General features: G+C 70.1%; 14 protein-coding genes. 8 read left to right on the top strand and 6 right to left on the bottom strand.

What is annotated here, in order from left to right; translation table 11 throughout:
* Positions 1-62 precede the first annotated feature (62 nt).
* Positions 63-1,814: a sensor histidine kinase gene (locus tag ACZ44S_RS23405; RefSeq protein ID WP_466932057.1), complete on the bottom strand. Its 1,752-nt coding sequence runs from the start codon at positions 1,812-1,814 to the stop codon at positions 63-65.
* Complete coding sequence (locus tag ACZ44S_RS23400) at positions 1,801-2,523, bottom strand: response regulator transcription factor (RefSeq protein WP_466932055.1); 723 nt, start codon at positions 2,521-2,523, stop codon at positions 1,801-1,803. The genes ACZ44S_RS23405 and ACZ44S_RS23400 overlap by 14 nt, the downstream gene beginning before the upstream one ends.
* A 265-nt stretch (positions 2,524-2,788) precedes the next feature.
* Here ACZ44S_RS23400 and ACZ44S_RS23395 point away from each other — a divergent pair, with 265 nt between their 5' ends.
* The 7 genes from ACZ44S_RS23395 to ACZ44S_RS23365 all read left to right on the top strand — a co-directional run bounded on the left by ACZ44S_RS23395 (position 2,789) and on the right by ACZ44S_RS23365 (position 10,545).
* Positions 2,789-4,228 carry an efflux RND transporter periplasmic adaptor subunit gene (locus tag ACZ44S_RS23395; RefSeq protein WP_466932053.1) on the top strand — a complete coding sequence of 480 codons (1,440 nt, stop codon included), beginning with the start codon at positions 2,789-2,791 and terminating at the stop codon, positions 4,226-4,228.
* Positions 4,225-4,962, top strand: coding sequence for an ABC transporter ATP-binding protein (locus ACZ44S_RS23390; protein ID WP_466932051.1), 738 nt, complete (start codon positions 4,225-4,227; stop codon positions 4,960-4,962). The genes ACZ44S_RS23395 and ACZ44S_RS23390 overlap by 4 nt, the downstream gene beginning before the upstream one ends.
* Positions 4,959-6,245, top strand: coding sequence for an ABC transporter permease (locus tag ACZ44S_RS23385; protein ID WP_466932049.1), 1,287 nt, complete (start codon positions 4,959-4,961; stop codon positions 6,243-6,245). Before ACZ44S_RS23390 ends, ACZ44S_RS23385 begins: the two co-directional genes overlap by 4 nt.
* Positions 6,246-6,356: 111 nt before the next feature.
* Entirely contained in the window at positions 6,357-6,917 is a 561-nt protein-coding gene (locus ACZ44S_RS23380; RefSeq protein WP_466932046.1) for a hypothetical protein, read from the top strand.
* Between the two features lie 449 nt (positions 6,918-7,366).
* Positions 7,367-7,972 carry an RNA polymerase sigma factor gene (locus tag ACZ44S_RS23375; protein ID WP_466932234.1) on the top strand — a complete coding sequence of 202 codons (606 nt, stop codon included), beginning with the start codon at positions 7,367-7,369 and terminating at the stop codon, positions 7,970-7,972.
* Entirely contained in the window at positions 7,969-8,988 is a 1,020-nt protein-coding gene (locus ACZ44S_RS23370) for a CU044_5270 family protein (protein WP_466932044.1), read from the top strand. Before ACZ44S_RS23375 ends, ACZ44S_RS23370 begins: the two co-directional genes overlap by 4 nt.
* 177 nt (positions 8,989-9,165) lie before the next feature.
* Positions 9,166-10,545 (top strand): hypothetical protein, encoded by a 1,380-nt coding sequence (locus ACZ44S_RS23365; RefSeq protein ID WP_466932043.1) that lies wholly within the window; start codon positions 9,166-9,168, stop codon positions 10,543-10,545.
* Positions 10,546-11,593: 1,048 nt separating this feature from the next.
* Here ACZ44S_RS23365 and ACZ44S_RS23360 read toward each other — a convergent pair.
* From ACZ44S_RS23360 to ACZ44S_RS23345, 4 genes are all read right to left on the bottom strand, one after another.
* Positions 11,594-12,493 (bottom strand): hypothetical protein, encoded by a 900-nt coding sequence (locus ACZ44S_RS23360; protein WP_466932041.1) that lies wholly within the window; start codon positions 12,491-12,493, stop codon positions 11,594-11,596.
* Between the two features lie 309 nt (positions 12,494-12,802).
* Complete coding sequence (gene efeB / locus ACZ44S_RS23355; protein ID WP_466932039.1) at positions 12,803-14,161, bottom strand: iron uptake transporter deferrochelatase/peroxidase subunit; 1,359 nt, start codon at positions 14,159-14,161, stop codon at positions 12,803-12,805.
* A 292-nt stretch (positions 14,162-14,453) separates the two neighbouring features.
* On the bottom strand, positions 14,454-14,642 hold the full coding sequence (locus tag ACZ44S_RS23350) for a hypothetical protein (RefSeq protein WP_466932037.1): 189 nt from the start codon (positions 14,640-14,642) through the stop codon (positions 14,454-14,456).
* Between the two features lie 212 nt (positions 14,643-14,854).
* Positions 14,855-15,616: an SDR family NAD(P)-dependent oxidoreductase gene (locus ACZ44S_RS23345; protein WP_466932035.1), complete on the bottom strand. Its 762-nt coding sequence runs from the start codon at positions 15,614-15,616 to the stop codon at positions 14,855-14,857.
* A gap of 165 nt (positions 15,617-15,781) precedes the next feature.
* Here ACZ44S_RS23345 and ACZ44S_RS23340 point away from each other — a divergent pair, with 165 nt between their 5' ends.
* Entirely contained in the window at positions 15,782-16,360 is a 579-nt protein-coding gene (locus ACZ44S_RS23340; RefSeq protein ID WP_466932033.1) for a TetR/AcrR family transcriptional regulator, read from the top strand.
* Positions 16,361-16,526: the final 166 nt, after the last annotated feature.

Genomic DNA, 16,526 nt, shown 5'->3' with positions numbered 1-16,526 from the left:
GATGAACGCGGGGCCCGGATTGAGGGGGACAGCCGGTCCGGGCCCCGCTTCCACGCCCCGCGTCACTGCTGCGGCAATCGGACGGTGAACACGGACCCGGCACCGGGTTTGCTCTCCACCGAGACCGAACCGCCGTGCGCCTCGGCCAGTTTGCGGACGATGGCCAGCCCCAGACCGCTACCGCCGGTCTGCCGGCTGCGCGACTTGTCCGCCCGCCAGAAACGATCGAAGACGCTGCCGAGATCCGCCGGATCGATCCCGGCGCCCGAGTCGGCGACCTCCGCCACCAGATCACCGCCCTCCCTGCGGGCACGCAGCACGACACGACCACCACTGGGCGTGTGCCTGATCGCGTTGCACACGAGGTTGCTGATTATTTGGCGCAGCCGCATCCGGTCGGCATCCGCCTCCAGTCGCCCCGCAGTCTCGATGCGCAATTCGACACCGGCCGGATCGGCCGTGCCCCGGTGTGCCGACACCACCTGCTCCAGCAGATCCCGCACGTACAACGGTTCACGGTGCAGCACCAGAGTCCGCGCGTCCGCGGCCGCGAGATCCCGCAGATCGTCGATGATGTGCTGCAACAGCAACGCCTCCTCCAACAGAAGCGCCAGCAGGTCCCCGTCGACCGGGGTGAGGCCGTCCTGGCCCGCCTCCAGCCAACTACGCATGTTGGTCAACGGGGTGCGCAGTTCGTGCGCCACGTCGCCGACGAGCGACTTGCGTTGCTGTTCGAGTCGCTCCCTGCGATCGGTGAGGTCATTGAACGCCGCAGCCAGGCGGCCGATCTCGTCCCGTGTCGTCACCGGGACACGTACGGTCTCGTCGGCGGGATGCTCGGCCGCCTTGATCAGGCTGCGCAGGGGACGCACCAGCCTCCGGCCCACCAGAGTGGTGACGGCGGCGGCGACGGCGAGAACCAGGGCCGCAGCTCCGGCGATGCGCGTCACGTTCTCTGTGGACAGGTGGAAGCCCGAGGTGTCCGGACCGTCGCGGTCGCCGACGAACAGAAGCACGGGCGGCGAGACATAGGAGCCCAGTTGCTCGCGCCGGGCCTCGGTGACGCACTCCTGGGCTGCACGGTCGGAATTCTCCGGCCCCTTTCCGATAAGGCTCCAGGAGAAGTCCACGTTGACCTTGACACCTTCCCTGCCCCTTCGCTTCATGCAGTCAGTGGCGAGCTCGTTGACCTGGGCCAGCGGCAGCCGCTCCAACGGCAGGGGCTTCCACAGCAGGTGCGCATCACACGTGACGCTCCCATCCGCCAGGCTGGGCCGTATCGCAGGGCGCCCGCTCGGCAGGGTGGTGACGTCGGCGGTGACGCCTCTGCCCCGCAGACAACTGGCGATCCGGTCCGCGGTGACCCGCAGCTTTTCGCGGTCCCTCGCCGGCAGCAGGAAGGGGCCCACCGCGCGCGGATCGATCGGCCCGGCGTCGGACAGGACCGGGTCCAGCCGCAACGGGTCGAGGAGTGCGGTCGGCCGGTACGGCAGTCGGACATGCGGCTCCGAGCCGGCGATGCGGGTGCGTGCCGCCGTGGTCACGGTGACCGCCCTGCCGGTTCGCTCCGCGAGGTCGACGACCAGATCCTGTACCCCGCCCCAGTCGGTGTGCGTCGCCGCGTACTCGATGAGGGTGTCGTAGACACGGGTGTCGTCCCGCAACGACTGTCCCTGCTGCGTGCGGAGGGCCCGGGAGGTGCCGGTGACGGCGAGCCAGGTCGTCGCGGCCACCGCGCACACGGCCACCAGCAGCGAGGCGGTGAGCAGACGGGCGAACAGGCCCCAGCGCGGCCGGACCCTAACGAGGTCCAACGCCGCGCTCCACGGGGCGACGGCCCGGCGTCAGCTTGTACCCGATCCCGTGGACGGTGACCAGGTACTCCGGGCGGCGAGGGTCCGGTTCCAGCTTCTTCCGCAGATGCATCACGTCCATGTCGATGACCCGTTCGGACGCCGAGGTTTCCCACCCCCGGGTCCGGTCGAGCAGTTGCCTGCGGGTGAACACCCGGCCGGGCTCGGCGGCCAGGGCCGCCAGCACCGCGAACTCCCCCCGGGTGCAGACGACCGGACTGCCCGAGGGGCCCATCACCTCGTGCCGAAGCGGGTCCACCGTGATCGGACCCACTCGCAGCACACCGTCGTCCGACGGCGGCGTACGCGCCACCCGGCGCAGCAGCGTACGGATCCGGGCCATCAGCTCACGCGGGCTGTAGGGCTTGGTCATGTAGTCGTCGGCGCCGAGGTCCAGACCGAGCAGCAGGTCGTCCTCGTCGGATCGCGCCGTCACCATCAGCACCGGGATGTCCGACTCCTGGCGCAGGATCCGGCACACGTCGTGGCCGTCGACCTTCGGCATCATCACGTCCAGTACCAGCAGGTCGGGCCGCAGCCTGCGCGCGGTGTCCACCGCATCCCGCCCGTCGTGCACGACCGTCGCCCGGTGCCCCTCCGACTCCAGGTACATGCGCAGTACCTGGGCCTGTCTGACGTCGTCCTCCGCGACCAGGATGTGCGCGTTCATGGTGGCGACTATAGGACGAGTGCCGGACCTGGCCGGCATGCTGACGATTTCGCTACATCTCGTTGAAACCTCAGTGATTCCAGTCTGGCACCGTCTGCTCCAGTCACCGGGCGGGAGCAGGCCCGCCTCCGGTGATGGAAGGCCACCGGGTGCCTCCATCTCCCCCGGCGGCACGCACCGACCGGGAGCCACCACAAATGAACCGAGCCGCAGCGCCCGCCACCGGATTCGGCCACACGCCCCGTCGCGCTGAGGAGCCCCTTCGGTGACCGGCGGGGAAACGGAGACCGGACCGGCCGTGGAGACCGGACCGGCCGTGGACGTGCAGCCTGTAGAGCCGGCGCGGAGCGGGGCACACGCCGCCCCGCGGAGGCGCCGCCGACGCATCCGAACGGCGGTGGCCCTGACCGTGCTGACGCTGACAGGGGCGGGCGTCGCCGTCGCGGCCCCCTGGAAGTCCGGGTCCGATACCGCGACGACCGAGCCCGAGCCCAGGAGCAGGACGACCAAGGTGATCCGCACCGACCTTACCGACACGCGCATCCTCGACGGTGTTCTCGGCTACGGCACACCGCGCACCGTCAACGGCATCGGAAACGGCACGGTGACCTGGCTGGCGGCATCGGGCACCAAGGTGTCCCGTGGTGAGCCGCTGTACCGCGTCGACGACCGGCCCGTGACGGTCTTCTACGGCAGCGTGCCGATGTACCGGCGGCTCGAGGTGCCGAACACCGTGGGACGTGACGTCCGGGTGATCGCCGACAACCTGCGGGCCCTGGGCTACGAGATCGGTCCGCAGCCCGTCCCCGGTCAGACCGTCACCGGCCCCCTCCCTTCGACCGGCCCTGCCGGACCGGGCGGCCCTGCCGGACCGGGCGGCCCTGCCGGACCGGGCGGCGAGCGGAACGCAGCGGCGGGAAAGAGTTCCTCCGAGACGGAGGAGCGGTCCTCGACAGGTCCGTCCGGCCCGCCCGCGTCCGGGACCGGGTCCCCGGAACGCGGCACGGGACCGGGCAGCCACTCGGGCTCCGGTACGTCCACGGAGCAGAGGCTCGCTACCGGCCCGGTCAAGGTCCGGTCCGAGGACGGCGTGCTCACCCAGTCGCTGATCAACGCCATCAAGCGCTGGCAGACCTCCCTCGGTGTGCCTGCCACCGGTGTGATCGAGCCCGGTGACGTGGTGGTGTTCCGGAATGCCGTACGGGTGGAGGGGGCCGACGTCCAGCCCGGTGACCCGGCCGAGGGCGGCCTGCTGCGGGTCACCTCCACCACCAGGGCGGTGACGGTCGACATCAACGCCGGCGAGGTGGGCGACGTCCAGCGGGGAGACGCGGTGAACGTACGGCTCCCGGGCGGCGAGAGCGCCACCGCCGAGGTGGCTTCCATCAGCAGATCGGCCAAGGGAGCGTCCGAGCCGGGACTGCCCGGGGAACTGCGTGTGACCGTGACGGTCACGTTCAAGAACCCCGGCAAGGCAGGCAGGTTCCACTCCGCCCCCGTCCAGGTCGAGTTCGGCTCCGAGACCCGAGCCGGCGTACTTGCCGTACCGCTGACCGCGCTGCTCGCACTGCGCGAGGGCGGCTACGGGCTGCAGCGGGCCGACGGCACACTGGTCGCCGTACGGACCGGACTGATCGCCAAGGGCATGGTGGAGGTCAGCGGCGACGGGATCGCCGAGGGCGTCCGGGTGGTGACCGCGTCATGACGGCGGTGCTGTCGGTCCGGGACGTGGTGGTCGAGTACGCGGGCGGGGTACGGGCGCTTGCCGGCGTGTCCCTGGAGATCCAGGACGGTGAGTTTCTCGCCATCGTCGGGCCGTCCGGCTCGGGCAAATCCACCCTGCTGAACATCATGGGCACCCTTGAACAGCCGACCAGCGGCGCCGTCGTCATCGCCGGACACGACGTCACCACCCTGCCCGACCGGCAACTGTCCGCACTGCGCGGACGCTGGCTCGGTTTCGTCTTCCAGCAGTTCCACCTGACCGACGGGATGTCCGCCACCGAGAATGTGGCCACGGGCCTTCTCTACGCCGGAGTACCGAGCAAACGCAGGGGGCCCCTGGCCCGCGCGGCTCTGGGGCGGGTGGGTCTCGCCCACCGCGCGGACCACCTGCCGCACCAACTCTCCGGCGGTGAACGCCAGCGGGTGGCCATCGCACGGGCCCTCGTTCACGAACCCGCGCTGGTCCTCGCCGACGAGCCGACCGGCGCGCTGGACACCGCGAACGGTGTCGCGGTGCTCGAACTGCTCACCCGGCTCAATGAGGAGGGGACCACCATCGCGCTCATCACGCACGACCGGGACATCGCCGCGAGCCTGCCCCGACGGGTGCAGATCCAGGACGGACGCATCGTCGCCGACCAGAGCGAGACCGGTTCGGTGGCGGCCGGAGTGCTCCCTGCGGACCGCACCGACGCCGATGGGATCACCTCGTGAGGGCCCGCCTGCGACACCGGTCCACCGCTCTGCGGCACGGGACCACCGCCGCCTCGACGGACCGACCCGAGACCCCGTGGCACCGGCCGGTCAGGCTCTCCCCGGCCGACCTGCTCCGCCTGGGCCTGGTCGGCGTCCTGTCCCGGCGGATGCGCGCGGTGCTGTCCGCCGTCGGCATCTCCATCGGCATCGCCACGATGATCGTGGTCACCGGCATCCCGGCCTCCAGCCAGACGGCCCTCGAGGCGGAACTGACCGCCCTGGGCACCGACCGGCTCCAGGCGGTCGCCGACGGGAAGGCGGGTGAGAACGGTGCCCCTGTCTCGTTCCCGGCCGAGTCGGTCGTGATGGTGGACCGCATCGGCCCCGTCAAGGCCGTTACCGCGGTGGCCAACGCTCATGTGAAGGTCCGGCGTTCGGACCGGCTCGGCCCGCTCGACGAGTCCGGCCTGACGGTACTGGCCGCCCGGCCCGACCTGCTCCGCGTGGTCAACGGGAAGGTCCGCTCGGGCCAGTTCCTCACCGAAGCCACCGAACGACTGCCCACCGTTGTTCTCGGCGCGTCCTCCGCGGCCCGCCTGGGCTTTCCCGAGGTGCGCCCCGGCGAGCCGCCGCAACTGGTCCTGATCGGCGACCGTTGGTTCAGTGTGGCCGGGATCCTGCATGCCGTGCCGTTGGCCCCGGACCTCGACCGGGCCGTCCTGGTCGGCTGGGACGCCGCGCGCGAACACCTCAACTTCGACGGCCGTCCGACACAACTGTTCATCCAGGCGGACGAGGACGCGATCGAGGACGTACGCGCGGTCCTCCCCGCCACCGTCAACCCTCGGTCACCGAGCGTCGTCCTGGTCAGCCGACCGTCGGACGCCCTGGCGGCCAAGCGCTCCGCCGAAGCCACGTTCTCCGGACTGTTCGTCGGTCTGGCCGGCCTGGCGCTGCTCGTCGGCGGCATCGGAGTCGCCAACACCATGGTGATCTCGGTGCTCGAACGCCGCCGCGAGATCGGACTGCGACGCGCCCTGGGCGCCAACCGGGGGCAGATTCGGGGACAGTTCCTGACCGAATCGGTCGTGCTGTCCGGCCTCGGCGGACTCACCGGCGTCGTCGTCGGCGTACTGGCGACCGTCGGCTACGCGGCCTTCCGTGATTGGCCTGCTGTGATCCCCCTGGAGGCGGTGGCCGGAGGATTCTGCGGCGCTGTGCTCATCGGCGTCATGGCCGGCGTGTACCCGGCGGTCCGCGCCTCCCGGCTGTCGCCCACAACGGCGCTGGCCACTACCTGAACCACCGATCCGCCTTCTGATGAGGTCCCGACAGCAGGAGTTGATCCCACCATGCACACCATCACCCGGCCCCGCCCGACCGGTCTCGTCCGTCGCCTCACCGTGCTCACCGTGCTCATCGCGCTGACCTCGCTCACCCTGCTCACGGCCTGCGACGGGGATTCGGAGTCGTCCGGCGAGGCCGGAAGCAAGGACGTCGCGAGCGTGACCCGAGAGGACGAGCCGGGCGACGGCACGAAGGAGCCGGGGCAGCCGGCGAAGGCCGAACGGCCTCTCATTCGCCCCGACACGTCTGAGGAGGAGGAATGGAGGCTGGTTCAGGTCTATTACGACTGTTTGGCGAAGCAGGGCCTGAAGATGGCGAAGAACCACGGGGGTGAGTACGAGGGCACCTACAAGGGGATCCTCGAGGAGGACCCGGCGAAGATCAGGGCCGCAAACAAGGTGTGCGGCGGCAAGGAGCCCGAGACCCTTCCCGAACGGGCCGCCCGGAATGACCCTGAATATCATGATAAGTACGACAAATGGCTGGCATGTATGCGGGCCCATGGCCTGAAGGTCCAGGCGACACCCGACGAGCCCGGCGTCTTCGCCTTCGAGGAGGGGCTCCCCCCGGAAAGCAAGGCGAAGTGGGTCAAGAAGTGCGAGGCAGAGGCGTTCGTCGTGAATTAGCCATCCAGCTGTGGGCAGTGGTGGCGACGCGCTCCATCAACACGGTGAAGCGGTCGCCGGTCCCGCCGAGGCCGTCCCGCCTCGAAGGCCACTGTCTCCAAGACGCCGGTGGGCTCCCCGCAGCCGCTCGCCGGCATCGACCCGGTGACGTTCGCGTCCGTTTCCGCCTGATCGAGAACTCTCCCGCTGGCACTCGAACAGGTATGCCTTGAGGGTCGGGCAGGCTACTGCCGTGGCAGCGCGCCACCAGGGTGAGCTGGTGTTGGCGGGGTCCCTGGGCTGTCGCGGCAGTCGTGCATGAGGGCGGCCGACGTGGCGAAGCACCGCGACGCAGACTGCTTGTACTGCTCTCGCCAGACAGCGTCCGGCCGCCGTCGCACGTGACGTAGGTCACTGGAATGCATGTGGTGTCACGGAGAGAACAGGGTGTGAAGGACTCAGACAACGACGTGCGGCGCCGTGTACGTGGGGGCGACCGCGAGGCGTTCGCCCAACTGTACGAGGAGTTCGCCGACGTTGTGTACAACCATGCGCTGCGGATGACCGGTGACTGGTCGACGGCCGAGGACATCATGTCCGAGACGTTCCTGGCCGCGTGGCGCAACCGCGCCAAGGTTTTGGAGGACGGTGGCACCCTGCTGCCGTGGCTGCTCGGCATCGCCACCCACAAGGCGGACAACGTCCGGCGTGGCGTGCGCCGACGGCAGCTGTTCCTGGCCCGTCAGCCCCGACCCGCCCCCATGGAGGACTTCGCGCCGCAGGCGGTCGGGCGCATCGACGACGTGCGCCGGCTGCGGGCCGTCCAGGCGTCCCTCGGCCGGCTGCGGCGCCATGAGCGGGAGGTGCTCGCCCTGTGTGTGTGGTCGGGCCTGGACTACCGGCAGACGGCGGAGGCCCTGGGCCTCTCCGTCGGCACTGTGCGGTCCCGTCTCTCCCGCGCCCGCAAGAAGCTCGCCCGGCTCACCGAGGAGAACATGGAACCGCCCACCGCCCGCGGAGAGATGACAAGTGCGGCCGCGTTCGCGGCCGTGCCCGCGCGGAAGGAACTCACATGAACGGCAGGACGAACTCCGCTTCCCCCGAGCCGTCCGACGAGCGTGACGAGATCGCCCGTCTGCTGCCGGCCCCGGCCGACTGGGACCTTCCGCGCGAGCAGCACCTCCATCACAAGGACATCCTGATGCGACACATCGACCGTGACCAGGCCACCACCCCCGCCCGGCCGGCCCGCCGGCTGCTGCGCCCCGTATTCCTGGCGCCAGTGACCGCGCTGGCCCTGGCCGGCATCGTGACCGCGGGAATCGCCCTCAACGAGCCGGCCGCCGGCACGTCCTCCAGTACGACCGCGGACATGCAGCCCGTGTCCGCCCTCCTGCACCAGATCTCCGACGCTGCTGGAAAGCGTGACGCCCCCACTGTGCGGGACGATCAGTTCTCCTACGTGATGGCCAAGGTCCGCGAGGCCGATCTCTCCAGTGGCAAGGCCGTCGTCGGCCCGCTGCACGACTACGAACTGTGGCTCTCCCAGAACCCCGAGCCCGTCAGGACGCAGGGCGTCATCCGGACCGACGGCGAGACCACACGCCTCAACGCCGAGCTCGGGGACACGGCCGGTACACCGGCCGGGTTCAGCCGACCCACCTATGAGTGGCTCGGCTCCCTGCCGACCGACCCCGACAAGCTGCTGGACCACCTCTACGCCAAGACCCCGCAGACCGACGACAGGGAACGCGACCAGGCCGTCTTCGAGCAGATCGGGGATCTCCTCGACCGTGTGATGCCACCGCGTACCGCCGCCGCCCTCTATCGGGCGGCGGCGAAGATCCCCGGCGTCACCGAGGCCCCGCAGGCCGCGGACGCCCTCGGCCGCCAGGGCCTGGGCATCGCCCGGAGCGACGAGAAGAACGGCGTCGTCACCGAGTGGGTCTTCAACAAGGAGGACTACGCCTACCTCGGTCACCGCACGCGTCTGACCAAGGACGCGTCCTATGCGAAGGCCGGAACGCTCCTGGACAGCTCGGCTCTCCTCAAGACCGCCATCGTCGACAAAACCGGTGACGTTCCGGAGTGAGCGCCCGGTACGGCGTTCCGGGACGTCGCCGACAAACGGTGGACTGAACCAGTTCCCGGCGGAGTCCGTTGTGCGAGTGGGTGCTGTTCCCTGGCGCGAGGGCGTAGGTGCTGTGCCCCTGCCGCGTGGGCACAGCACCCACTCCCGCTGACTGCCGAGCCGCTGATGAGGAGGACTTTGCTGAGTATCCCCGTTCCGACGGTGCTCCGGCCCGGCCGCCGGGCCCACCGGAGGCTGGTGGCCGTCTGCCTGGCCTTCCTCCTGCTGTCGGCGGCTCTGGTTCCCCTCACCCTGCCGCTCGGCTGGGACGAGATCGTCTACGCCTCCCGCTTCGGTCCCTTCGGACCGGGCGTCCCCTTCAGCGCGCCCAGGACGCGCGGCGTGCCCTTGTTGCTGTTCCCGGTCGCCTCGTGGAGCGGGTCGACGGTACTGCTGCGCATCTGGATGGCGCTGCTGGCGGCCGGTGCGCTCTACCTGGGCTTTTGCCCGTGGCTGAGGGTCGTGCGCCGCCCTGCCGCGGTGTGGGCCGGGGCGGGAACGTACGCGAGCTTGTGGGCCGTGCTGTTCTACGCCAATTCCGCCATGCCGAACCATTACGCCGCCATGGGCACGTGCGGAGCGGTGGGGTGCTTTCTGCGTTCGCGGTGCGTGGGCGTGGCGGCGGGCGTGGCGGTGGTGACACTCATGCGCCCCAATGACGGAGCGGCCTTGGCTGTACCGCTGGTGCTCGCCGCCTCGATCGTGCCCTTGTGGCGCGGCTGGGGCCGCATCGCGGCGGTTGCCGCAGGGGCCGCTGCGGGTGCCGTGCCATGGATCGTCGAGGCTTACATCCGGTTCGGCGGGGTTGCGCAACGACTTGCCGAAGCAAGCGACATACAGGGTCGTATGCAGCCCGTCCTGTCGCTGGACGATCACTTCACGGCGCTCGACGGCCCGTTGCTCTGCCGCCCGTGCACAAGCGACGGCATCGATTCCCCGGTCTTCCTGTGGTGGGTCCTGCTGCCCGCGCTGGCCGCCCTCGGTCTGCGGACCATGCGCCGTCCGGCCCCGCTTCAGCTGGCCGTGGCCGTCGCCCTGGCGGTGGCCCTGCCCTATCTGTTCCTGGTGCCCTATGCCGCACCCCGCTTCCTGTTTCCCAGCTACGCCCTGCTGGCGCTTCCCGCCGCCGTCGGCCTTCTCGCCCTGACGGACCGCGCTCGCACCTCGCGACTCCTCGCCACTGTCCTCACCGTAGTGATCGTCAGCCATGTGATCGTGCAGGTGCTGCTCGCCCACACCCATGCCGAGATTCAGCAACGGGCCCGCTCGGACTGGCCGCTGATCGCGGAAGTGCTCGCCGAGCACGGAGTGCGTGCTCCGTGCACCATCAGAGGGAACAGCCTGGCCATTCCCATCGCGTACACGGCCGGCTGCGGATCGGAGGCCATGACCGCCCTCGGCCTGCCCGACGCCGTGGTGCTGCGCCGGACGCAGCCGCCGAGCTGGGCAAAGGACTGGCCGGTGTGGCAGGTTCCCGGCACCTACAACCCGGGCTGGTCCGTCGCAGTGCGTCCGTGACCGTCACCGGCGTCCGCGCACCCGTGCGGATCGTCTTCGGTATGACCTGCGTCACGTGGCTCAACGCCCCGAGCCCGGCACCACGGACGGCACAGCAGCCGTCATCAGCCGTCCCGCGCATCAGTGTCCGGCCTTCCCTCCGGCGGACCCCGACAAGCTGTTGGACCACCGGTACGCCAGGACCGGCGCAGGTCGACGACAGGGGAACGCGACCGGGCCGGGACTCTCCGCTCCGATTCGGTGCCTCTCGCGACATCCGGCCCGGCCGGGAGGGCCCTCGAGAACCAGCCACCGCCACCTCGTGCAAGGCCGGGGAAGCCTTCCGCTGCGCGCGCAGTGCCGAGGTATCCAACGGAGCGCCGACACACCTGTGTATCGAACCAGTTGCTGTCAGGCGCCGTTGTGGGAGGTGAGCGCAGCTGCTCCCGCTGAGGGGAGAAGCGTCCACATCCGCTGGCGATCCCAGATCGGACAACCCGTTGTTGAGGCGTACCGCCGCATACATCGGCACCCTTGCCCTCGGCCTGTCGAGTCGATTGCGCCGTGCAACGGGTCGGGCAATCAGAAGTGGACGGTCAAGTACGGCACTCGGTAGGAGAGGTCGCAGGGCGCGGACGCGATAGCGCGCGGCGGGGACCGGCCGGGTGGCGGCGTCCGTGCCTCAGACCGGCCACGGCTGGGGCAGAGCGGTCGTTCAGGAGCGCAACGTGCTCTCCTCACGCGGCGCGGTAGACGGTGGTCTCGGCGAGAAGGACCGGCCGCGCGCCGTGGCGGATGGCCGCGCTGGCGGGCATCAGCGGGGCCGTACCTGTCCCGTGGGAGTCGAGCATCCGCGCCTCCATTGCCCCGTGGCGATGCCGTATCCGTGCACCGGAATCAACGAGTACGGAACTGCGGCCGGTGTGGCGCTTGCCCTTGCTGACGTTCGTCTCAGCCTGGCGTTGAACACGCAGGTCACTCGTCCTGCTGACTTGCGGTTCTTCCCGGGCGCGGCCGTTATCCACGCTTCGAGATGTCGAGTAACGAAGTGCGGGAGAACAGCCGCAGCTCACGGGACGTAGAGCATTTGGTGCATGGTGCAGCCCAGTTGGTCACCGGCGCTGAGAGCGTACACGATCCGCGAGGACAACTCACGGTAGCTGTCGGCCTGGTCGGCGTCGAGAGCGAGCGCCAGGTTCGGCCCGGCCGGAGCGGCACTCCGGAAGATCTCCAGCAGGGGCGGCGGAACATGGAGGCTCAGCACCCCTACCACGCGGCGGAGGCCATCGACCCAGTCGGTGTAGGTCTCGGCCAGATCGTTCAGGGCCAAAGTGAGCGGATCGTCGGCGTCCCACACCTGAGCCCCGGACAGCATACGCAGGCAGGCCACCAGCCGCTCCAGATGACCGTCTCCGTCCTCAAGGATGTACATGCTCGGCAGCCGACGGCCCAGCGGGTCGACCAGGGTGTAACCCTGCGGGCCTCCCCCATCGACAGGGAATGCCCACTGCAGGACGGGGGGCAGGAGCCGCGCGAGGTCCGTCCAGCTGTCGTAGGCGGTGCGCACCACGTTGGCCCGCTTTGCGCCGATCCACTCCGCGTACAGGCCGTCCAGTTCGGCGAAGGGCTTGTCGAGCATGAAGAACCGAGCGAGGAATACCGGGTCATCGGGCAGTAAGACATGCATCACGTTTCCTTGGACATCGGACGAGGTCTGCGCGGCGGACCGGAACAGCACGGTGAGGGGCACGTCGCCGGAGGTGTGCGCGTCCGTCACGTGCGCCGTCCCCTCTCCACGCCGGGGATGCCGCAGCGGACGGGGGGCTCGTCCAGCAGGAGGTCGCGAGCCTCGGCCGGCAGCGTCTACGGACGGCGGCGCGGCCGGATGGATCGGCTCGCCGCCGTACAGGTTCAGGTAGGCGATGCGGTCCTGGTCCGGCAGCACGCACAGCAGGTCCGTCAGCCGCATCAGCAGATCCGTGGAGGAACGCATCACTCCCTGACCTGATCTTCTGCACCCACCGGCCCCGGCGTAGCCCGCTCGACCTCGGCTTGCGTAAGTCCCGTGGGCCGCGGACCACCCTTGCGGCAGAGCAGCGGCGCCGAACCGACGTCGTCCCGCGACGGCCTGCCCCGCCAGTACTCCAGCACGGAACCTGAGCGGCGCAGTTGCACACGCCCTCCCGTACCGCGTCGGTCCACCGAGGGCTGGAGCGGACGACTCCGCTTACGGATGGTGCGAGCGGGTTCCACGGCGGCGTCCGACGCTGTGTGTGGCTCATGCCTCCAGCAGTCGCTGTCCCACGTACTCGCCGTCCGCCGCCCCGCCCGGAACCGCGTACAGGCCGCTCGCCTCGTGCCGGATGTACTGCGACAGCGCGTCGCCGCGGTCCAGATGGCGCTGCACCGGTACGAAGCCGCGCAAGGGGTCCGCCTGCCAGCAGATGAACAGCATGCCCGCGTCCTGCTTGCCGTCCTTGTCATGGCCGTCGTGGTAGGAGAACATGCGGCGTACCATGGTCGCGCCCTGGTTGTAGTCGGGCCGGCTGACCCGGGCGTGGGCGTTGATGGGGACGACGAGGTTTCCGTCGGCGTCGGTCTTCTCCAGTTCCATCGCGGTGGTCTCGGTGCCCCCGGTCAGGGGCGCCCCGTCGGACTTGCGCCGCCCGATGACCTTCTCCTGGTCCTCGCGCGACAGTTTCTCCCAGTCGTCGAGCAGCATGCGGATGCGGCGCACAACGACGTAGGAGCCGTTCGCCATCCAGTCCGGCTCGCCGTCGGCGGGGACGAAGACGCTCTTCTCGAATGTGTCGTCGCCCGGGCGCGGATTGCGGGTGCCGTCGATCTGGCCCATCAGGTTGCGGGCCGTCATGGGACGGACGGTGGCGCCCGGGGAACGGTTGAAGCCGCTCATCTGCCAGCGCACACGGGCGGCGGAGCCCGCGTTCCGCTGGATCACGCGCATGGCGTTGAAGGCGACCAGCGCGTCGTTCGCGCCGATCTGCACCCACAGGTCGCCGTTGCTGCGGGCCTTGTCGAGCCGGTCGGAGGAGAAGTCGGGCAGCGGGTCCAGCGCGCGGGGCCGCTGACGCCGCAGTCCCGTCCGGTCGAAGAAGGAGTGACCGAAGCCGAAGGTGACCGTCAGCGAGGAAGGCCCCGCATCCCGGGCCACGTCGAGGTTCCCGTCACCGGCCGGCTCGCCCGCCATGAGCCGCGCGGCCGTCGCCGACCACCGGCGCATCAGTGCGGCGGCCTCCCTGCGGCCGGCTCCGGCCGCGAGATCGAACGAGAGGAGATGACCGCGTGACTGAAGTTCACTGGTGATGCCGGACTGATACGTGCCGTGAAACGGTGACCGGTCGGAGCCGAGCGCGGTGAGCGGCGTGACGTTCCCGGGTGCGGCCGCTGCGTGCCCCGCCACCCCGCCCGCGGCGCCGAGCAGCATTCCGGTGGCGCCGGCCGTGCCGAGCAGCTGACGGCGTGACACACCCGACGCGCCCTTCACACGGACCGGAAGGGACGGATGACGGGACTTCCTGTCGGGATCCACGGGTGAGGGCTGTTCGGACACGGCGCGGGCCAACCAATCTGCGTGTCCGGCGGCCCGCCGGGCGACGACGGTCCGCCGAGTGCGCATGAGACGACGTTCACTGTGGAATACGCTCCTCTGCCACGGAGTGTTGAATCCGAGGCGGACAGGGGTGTGCCCTACGGCTCGGTGCTGCTCAGTCAGAACCAGGCGGTCTCCGGTGCACTGCGCCGTGCGGGCGGCGATCAGCAGGTCGGCACTCCGGCGAAGCCGCCGAGTAGCGGTGAAGACGCTCAGGCCTTGAAGAAGACGCGACGCCGGCCGTAGGTGTCTCCGAGCCGACCGCCCGTCAGCATCAGCCCCGCCGCAGGCGAGGGTGCAGGCGTTGACGCGGACGGGCTCAGGTTGAGACCAGTGCCGATGCGGGGCAGGGCGCGTCGACGACCGTGCCGTCGAGGGTGAGCATCAGCTGCCCGACCAGCACGATCATGATGCCGAACGCCGCCCGGCTGCTGCGCTGCGGCGTGGCTGGCGATTGGGCGGACGAAGTCAGCGGTACGGCGGCAGGGAAGCGCTGCGTTGTCCACATGGCGGGGTCCGGTGCCGGTCCTCCAGGGCCGGCGGAGTGTGAGCGGTGTGCGGGGAGGCCTGGCCTAACCCCGATAGAGAGGGTGGGGGCTCGCGGGCGTGTGCGGGTCGGCGGGAGGAGCCCGGTCGAAACCGGGGCCCGGGAAGGGGATGGCGGCCGGGGTGACGCGCGCCAGGCGGGCCCGGTCGCCGGGCGCGCGACTGCTTGGCCGCTCAGACCTGGGCCATGCCGCCGTCGGCGAAGAGTTCGACGCCGGTGATGAAGCTGGAGGCGTCGCCGGAGAGGAAGGCCACGGCCTTGCCCATCTCGCGGGGGTCGGCGATCCGGCCGGTGGGGTTGCCTTCGCCCATTTTCTGGACCGCGGCGGCAACGGCGTCGGCGCCCTGCGCCATGCCGAGGGCGCGGCGCAGGGACTCGGTGTCCACGGCGCCTGGGCTGAGGACGTTCATGCGGATGCCGGTGCCCTTGATGTCCTGGATCCAGGAGCGGATGAAGGCGCGTACGGCGGCCTTGGCGCCGCCGTACAGGCTCATGGCGGCCGGGGGCTGGATGGAGGCGGTCGAGCCGATGATGACGACCGTGCCGCCGGTCGGCAGCAGCGGGATCGCCGGCTGGATGGTGAACAGGACGCCCTTGGCGTTGACGTTGAAGGTCCGCTCGAACTGCTCCTCGGTGATTGCGCCGAGCGGGGCGTGGGCGCCGATGCCGGCGTTGGCCACGACCGCGTCGAGGCGTCCGTGGCGCGCGATGACCTCCTGGTACATCGCCTCCATGTCGGCGAGCTTGGTGACGTCGGCGACGATGCCCGAGGAGTTCGGGCCGACCGTGGCGACGGCCTCGTCCAGCGGCTTCTGCTGCAGGTCGGTGATGACCACGCGGGCGCCCTGGTCCACGAGTTCCTGGGCGATGCCCAGGCCGACGCCGGACGCGCCGCCGGTGATGACGGCGACCTTGCCTTCGAGAGGGAGGCTCATCGTTTTCTCCTCTGAGTGGTTCGCCCGCACCCTGCGGACGACGGCGGTATGTGCTCTACACTCGTAAGTGGAGGCGCCGCCGGTTCTCCGAATGTAAGTGGAGGCGCCGCCACTTAGCAAGAGTGGAGGCGCCGCCACTTACTTCTGACGAGGAAGGGCCATCCCGTGACTGCAGACACCGGGCGACCGCTGCGGGCCGACGCGCGGCGCAACCGGGAGAAGATCCTCTCCGCGGCCGTGCGCGTCTTCGCCGAGGAAGGGCTGGAGGCGCACCTTGAGCGCATCGCCAAGGAAGCGGGCGTGGGCTCGGGCACTCTCTACCGGAACTTTCCCACTCGGGAGGCGCTGATCGAGGCCGCCTATCGCAACGAGCTGAGCCGGCTGTGCGACGCCGCCGGCGAACTCCTGGCGGCCATGCCGCCACGCGAGGCGCTCCGCGCCTGGATGGGGCGCTTCATCGACTACGCCACCGCGAAACTGGGGATGGCAGAGGCCCTCCGCGCCGTCGTCGACTCCGGCGTCAACCCCTACGCCCACAGCCGCGAGCTGATCATGACCGCCCTCACCTTGCTCATGGACGCCGCGAGGGCCGCTGGGGCCATCCGGTCGGACGTCAGCCCGGCCGTCATGTTCGCCGCTCTCACCGGCGTCGCCCTTGCCTCGGGAAAGCCCGAGGAGCGCGAGCAGGCCGAACGCCTCCTCGACCTCACCTTCGACGGACTCAGGTACGGCACGGCGGACTGATGCCCCCCGCAAGCGCCGACGGGCTCGCCTCCGTGCGAGCCCGCGGCCGGGGGGGGGGGGGGGGGGGGGAAATCCAAAATGAACAGATTGGGTGCGGGTCTCCCTTTCTTTTCTTCCGACATTGGGTCCTGAATTTCTAATCTCGGACCGTCTTTTCTTCCGTGCG

The sequence above is a fragment of the Streptomyces malachitofuscus genome, from assembly GCF_055571035.1.
Note: the sequence above shows the minus strand (reverse complement) of the source record. Positions and strands in the feature narration are given on the sequence as shown.

Coding starts and splice junctions, on each gene's coding strand:
- efeB (WP_466932039.1), bottom strand. CDS start 14,161: ATGCGCACTCGGCGGACCGTCGTCGCCCGGCGGGCCGCCGGACACGCA.
- ACZ44S_RS23345 (WP_466932035.1), bottom strand. CDS start 15,616: ATGAGCCTCCCTCTCGAAGGCAAGGTCGCCGTCATCACCGGCGGCGCG.
- ACZ44S_RS23390 (WP_466932051.1), top strand. CDS start 4,225: ATGACGGCGGTGCTGTCGGTCCGGGACGTGGTGGTCGAGTACGCGGGC.
- ACZ44S_RS23350 (WP_466932037.1), bottom strand. CDS start 14,642: ATGTGGACAACGCAGCGCTTCCCTGCCGCCGTACCGCTGACTTCGTCC.
- ACZ44S_RS23400 (WP_466932055.1), bottom strand. CDS start 2,523: ATGAACGCGCACATCCTGGTCGCGGAGGACGACGTCAGACAGGCCCAG.
- ACZ44S_RS23360 (WP_466932041.1), bottom strand. CDS start 12,493: ATGCGGCTGACGGACCTGCTGTGCGTGCTGCCGGACCAGGACCGCATC.
- ACZ44S_RS23370 (WP_466932044.1), top strand. CDS start 7,969: ATGAACGGCAGGACGAACTCCGCTTCCCCCGAGCCGTCCGACGAGCGT.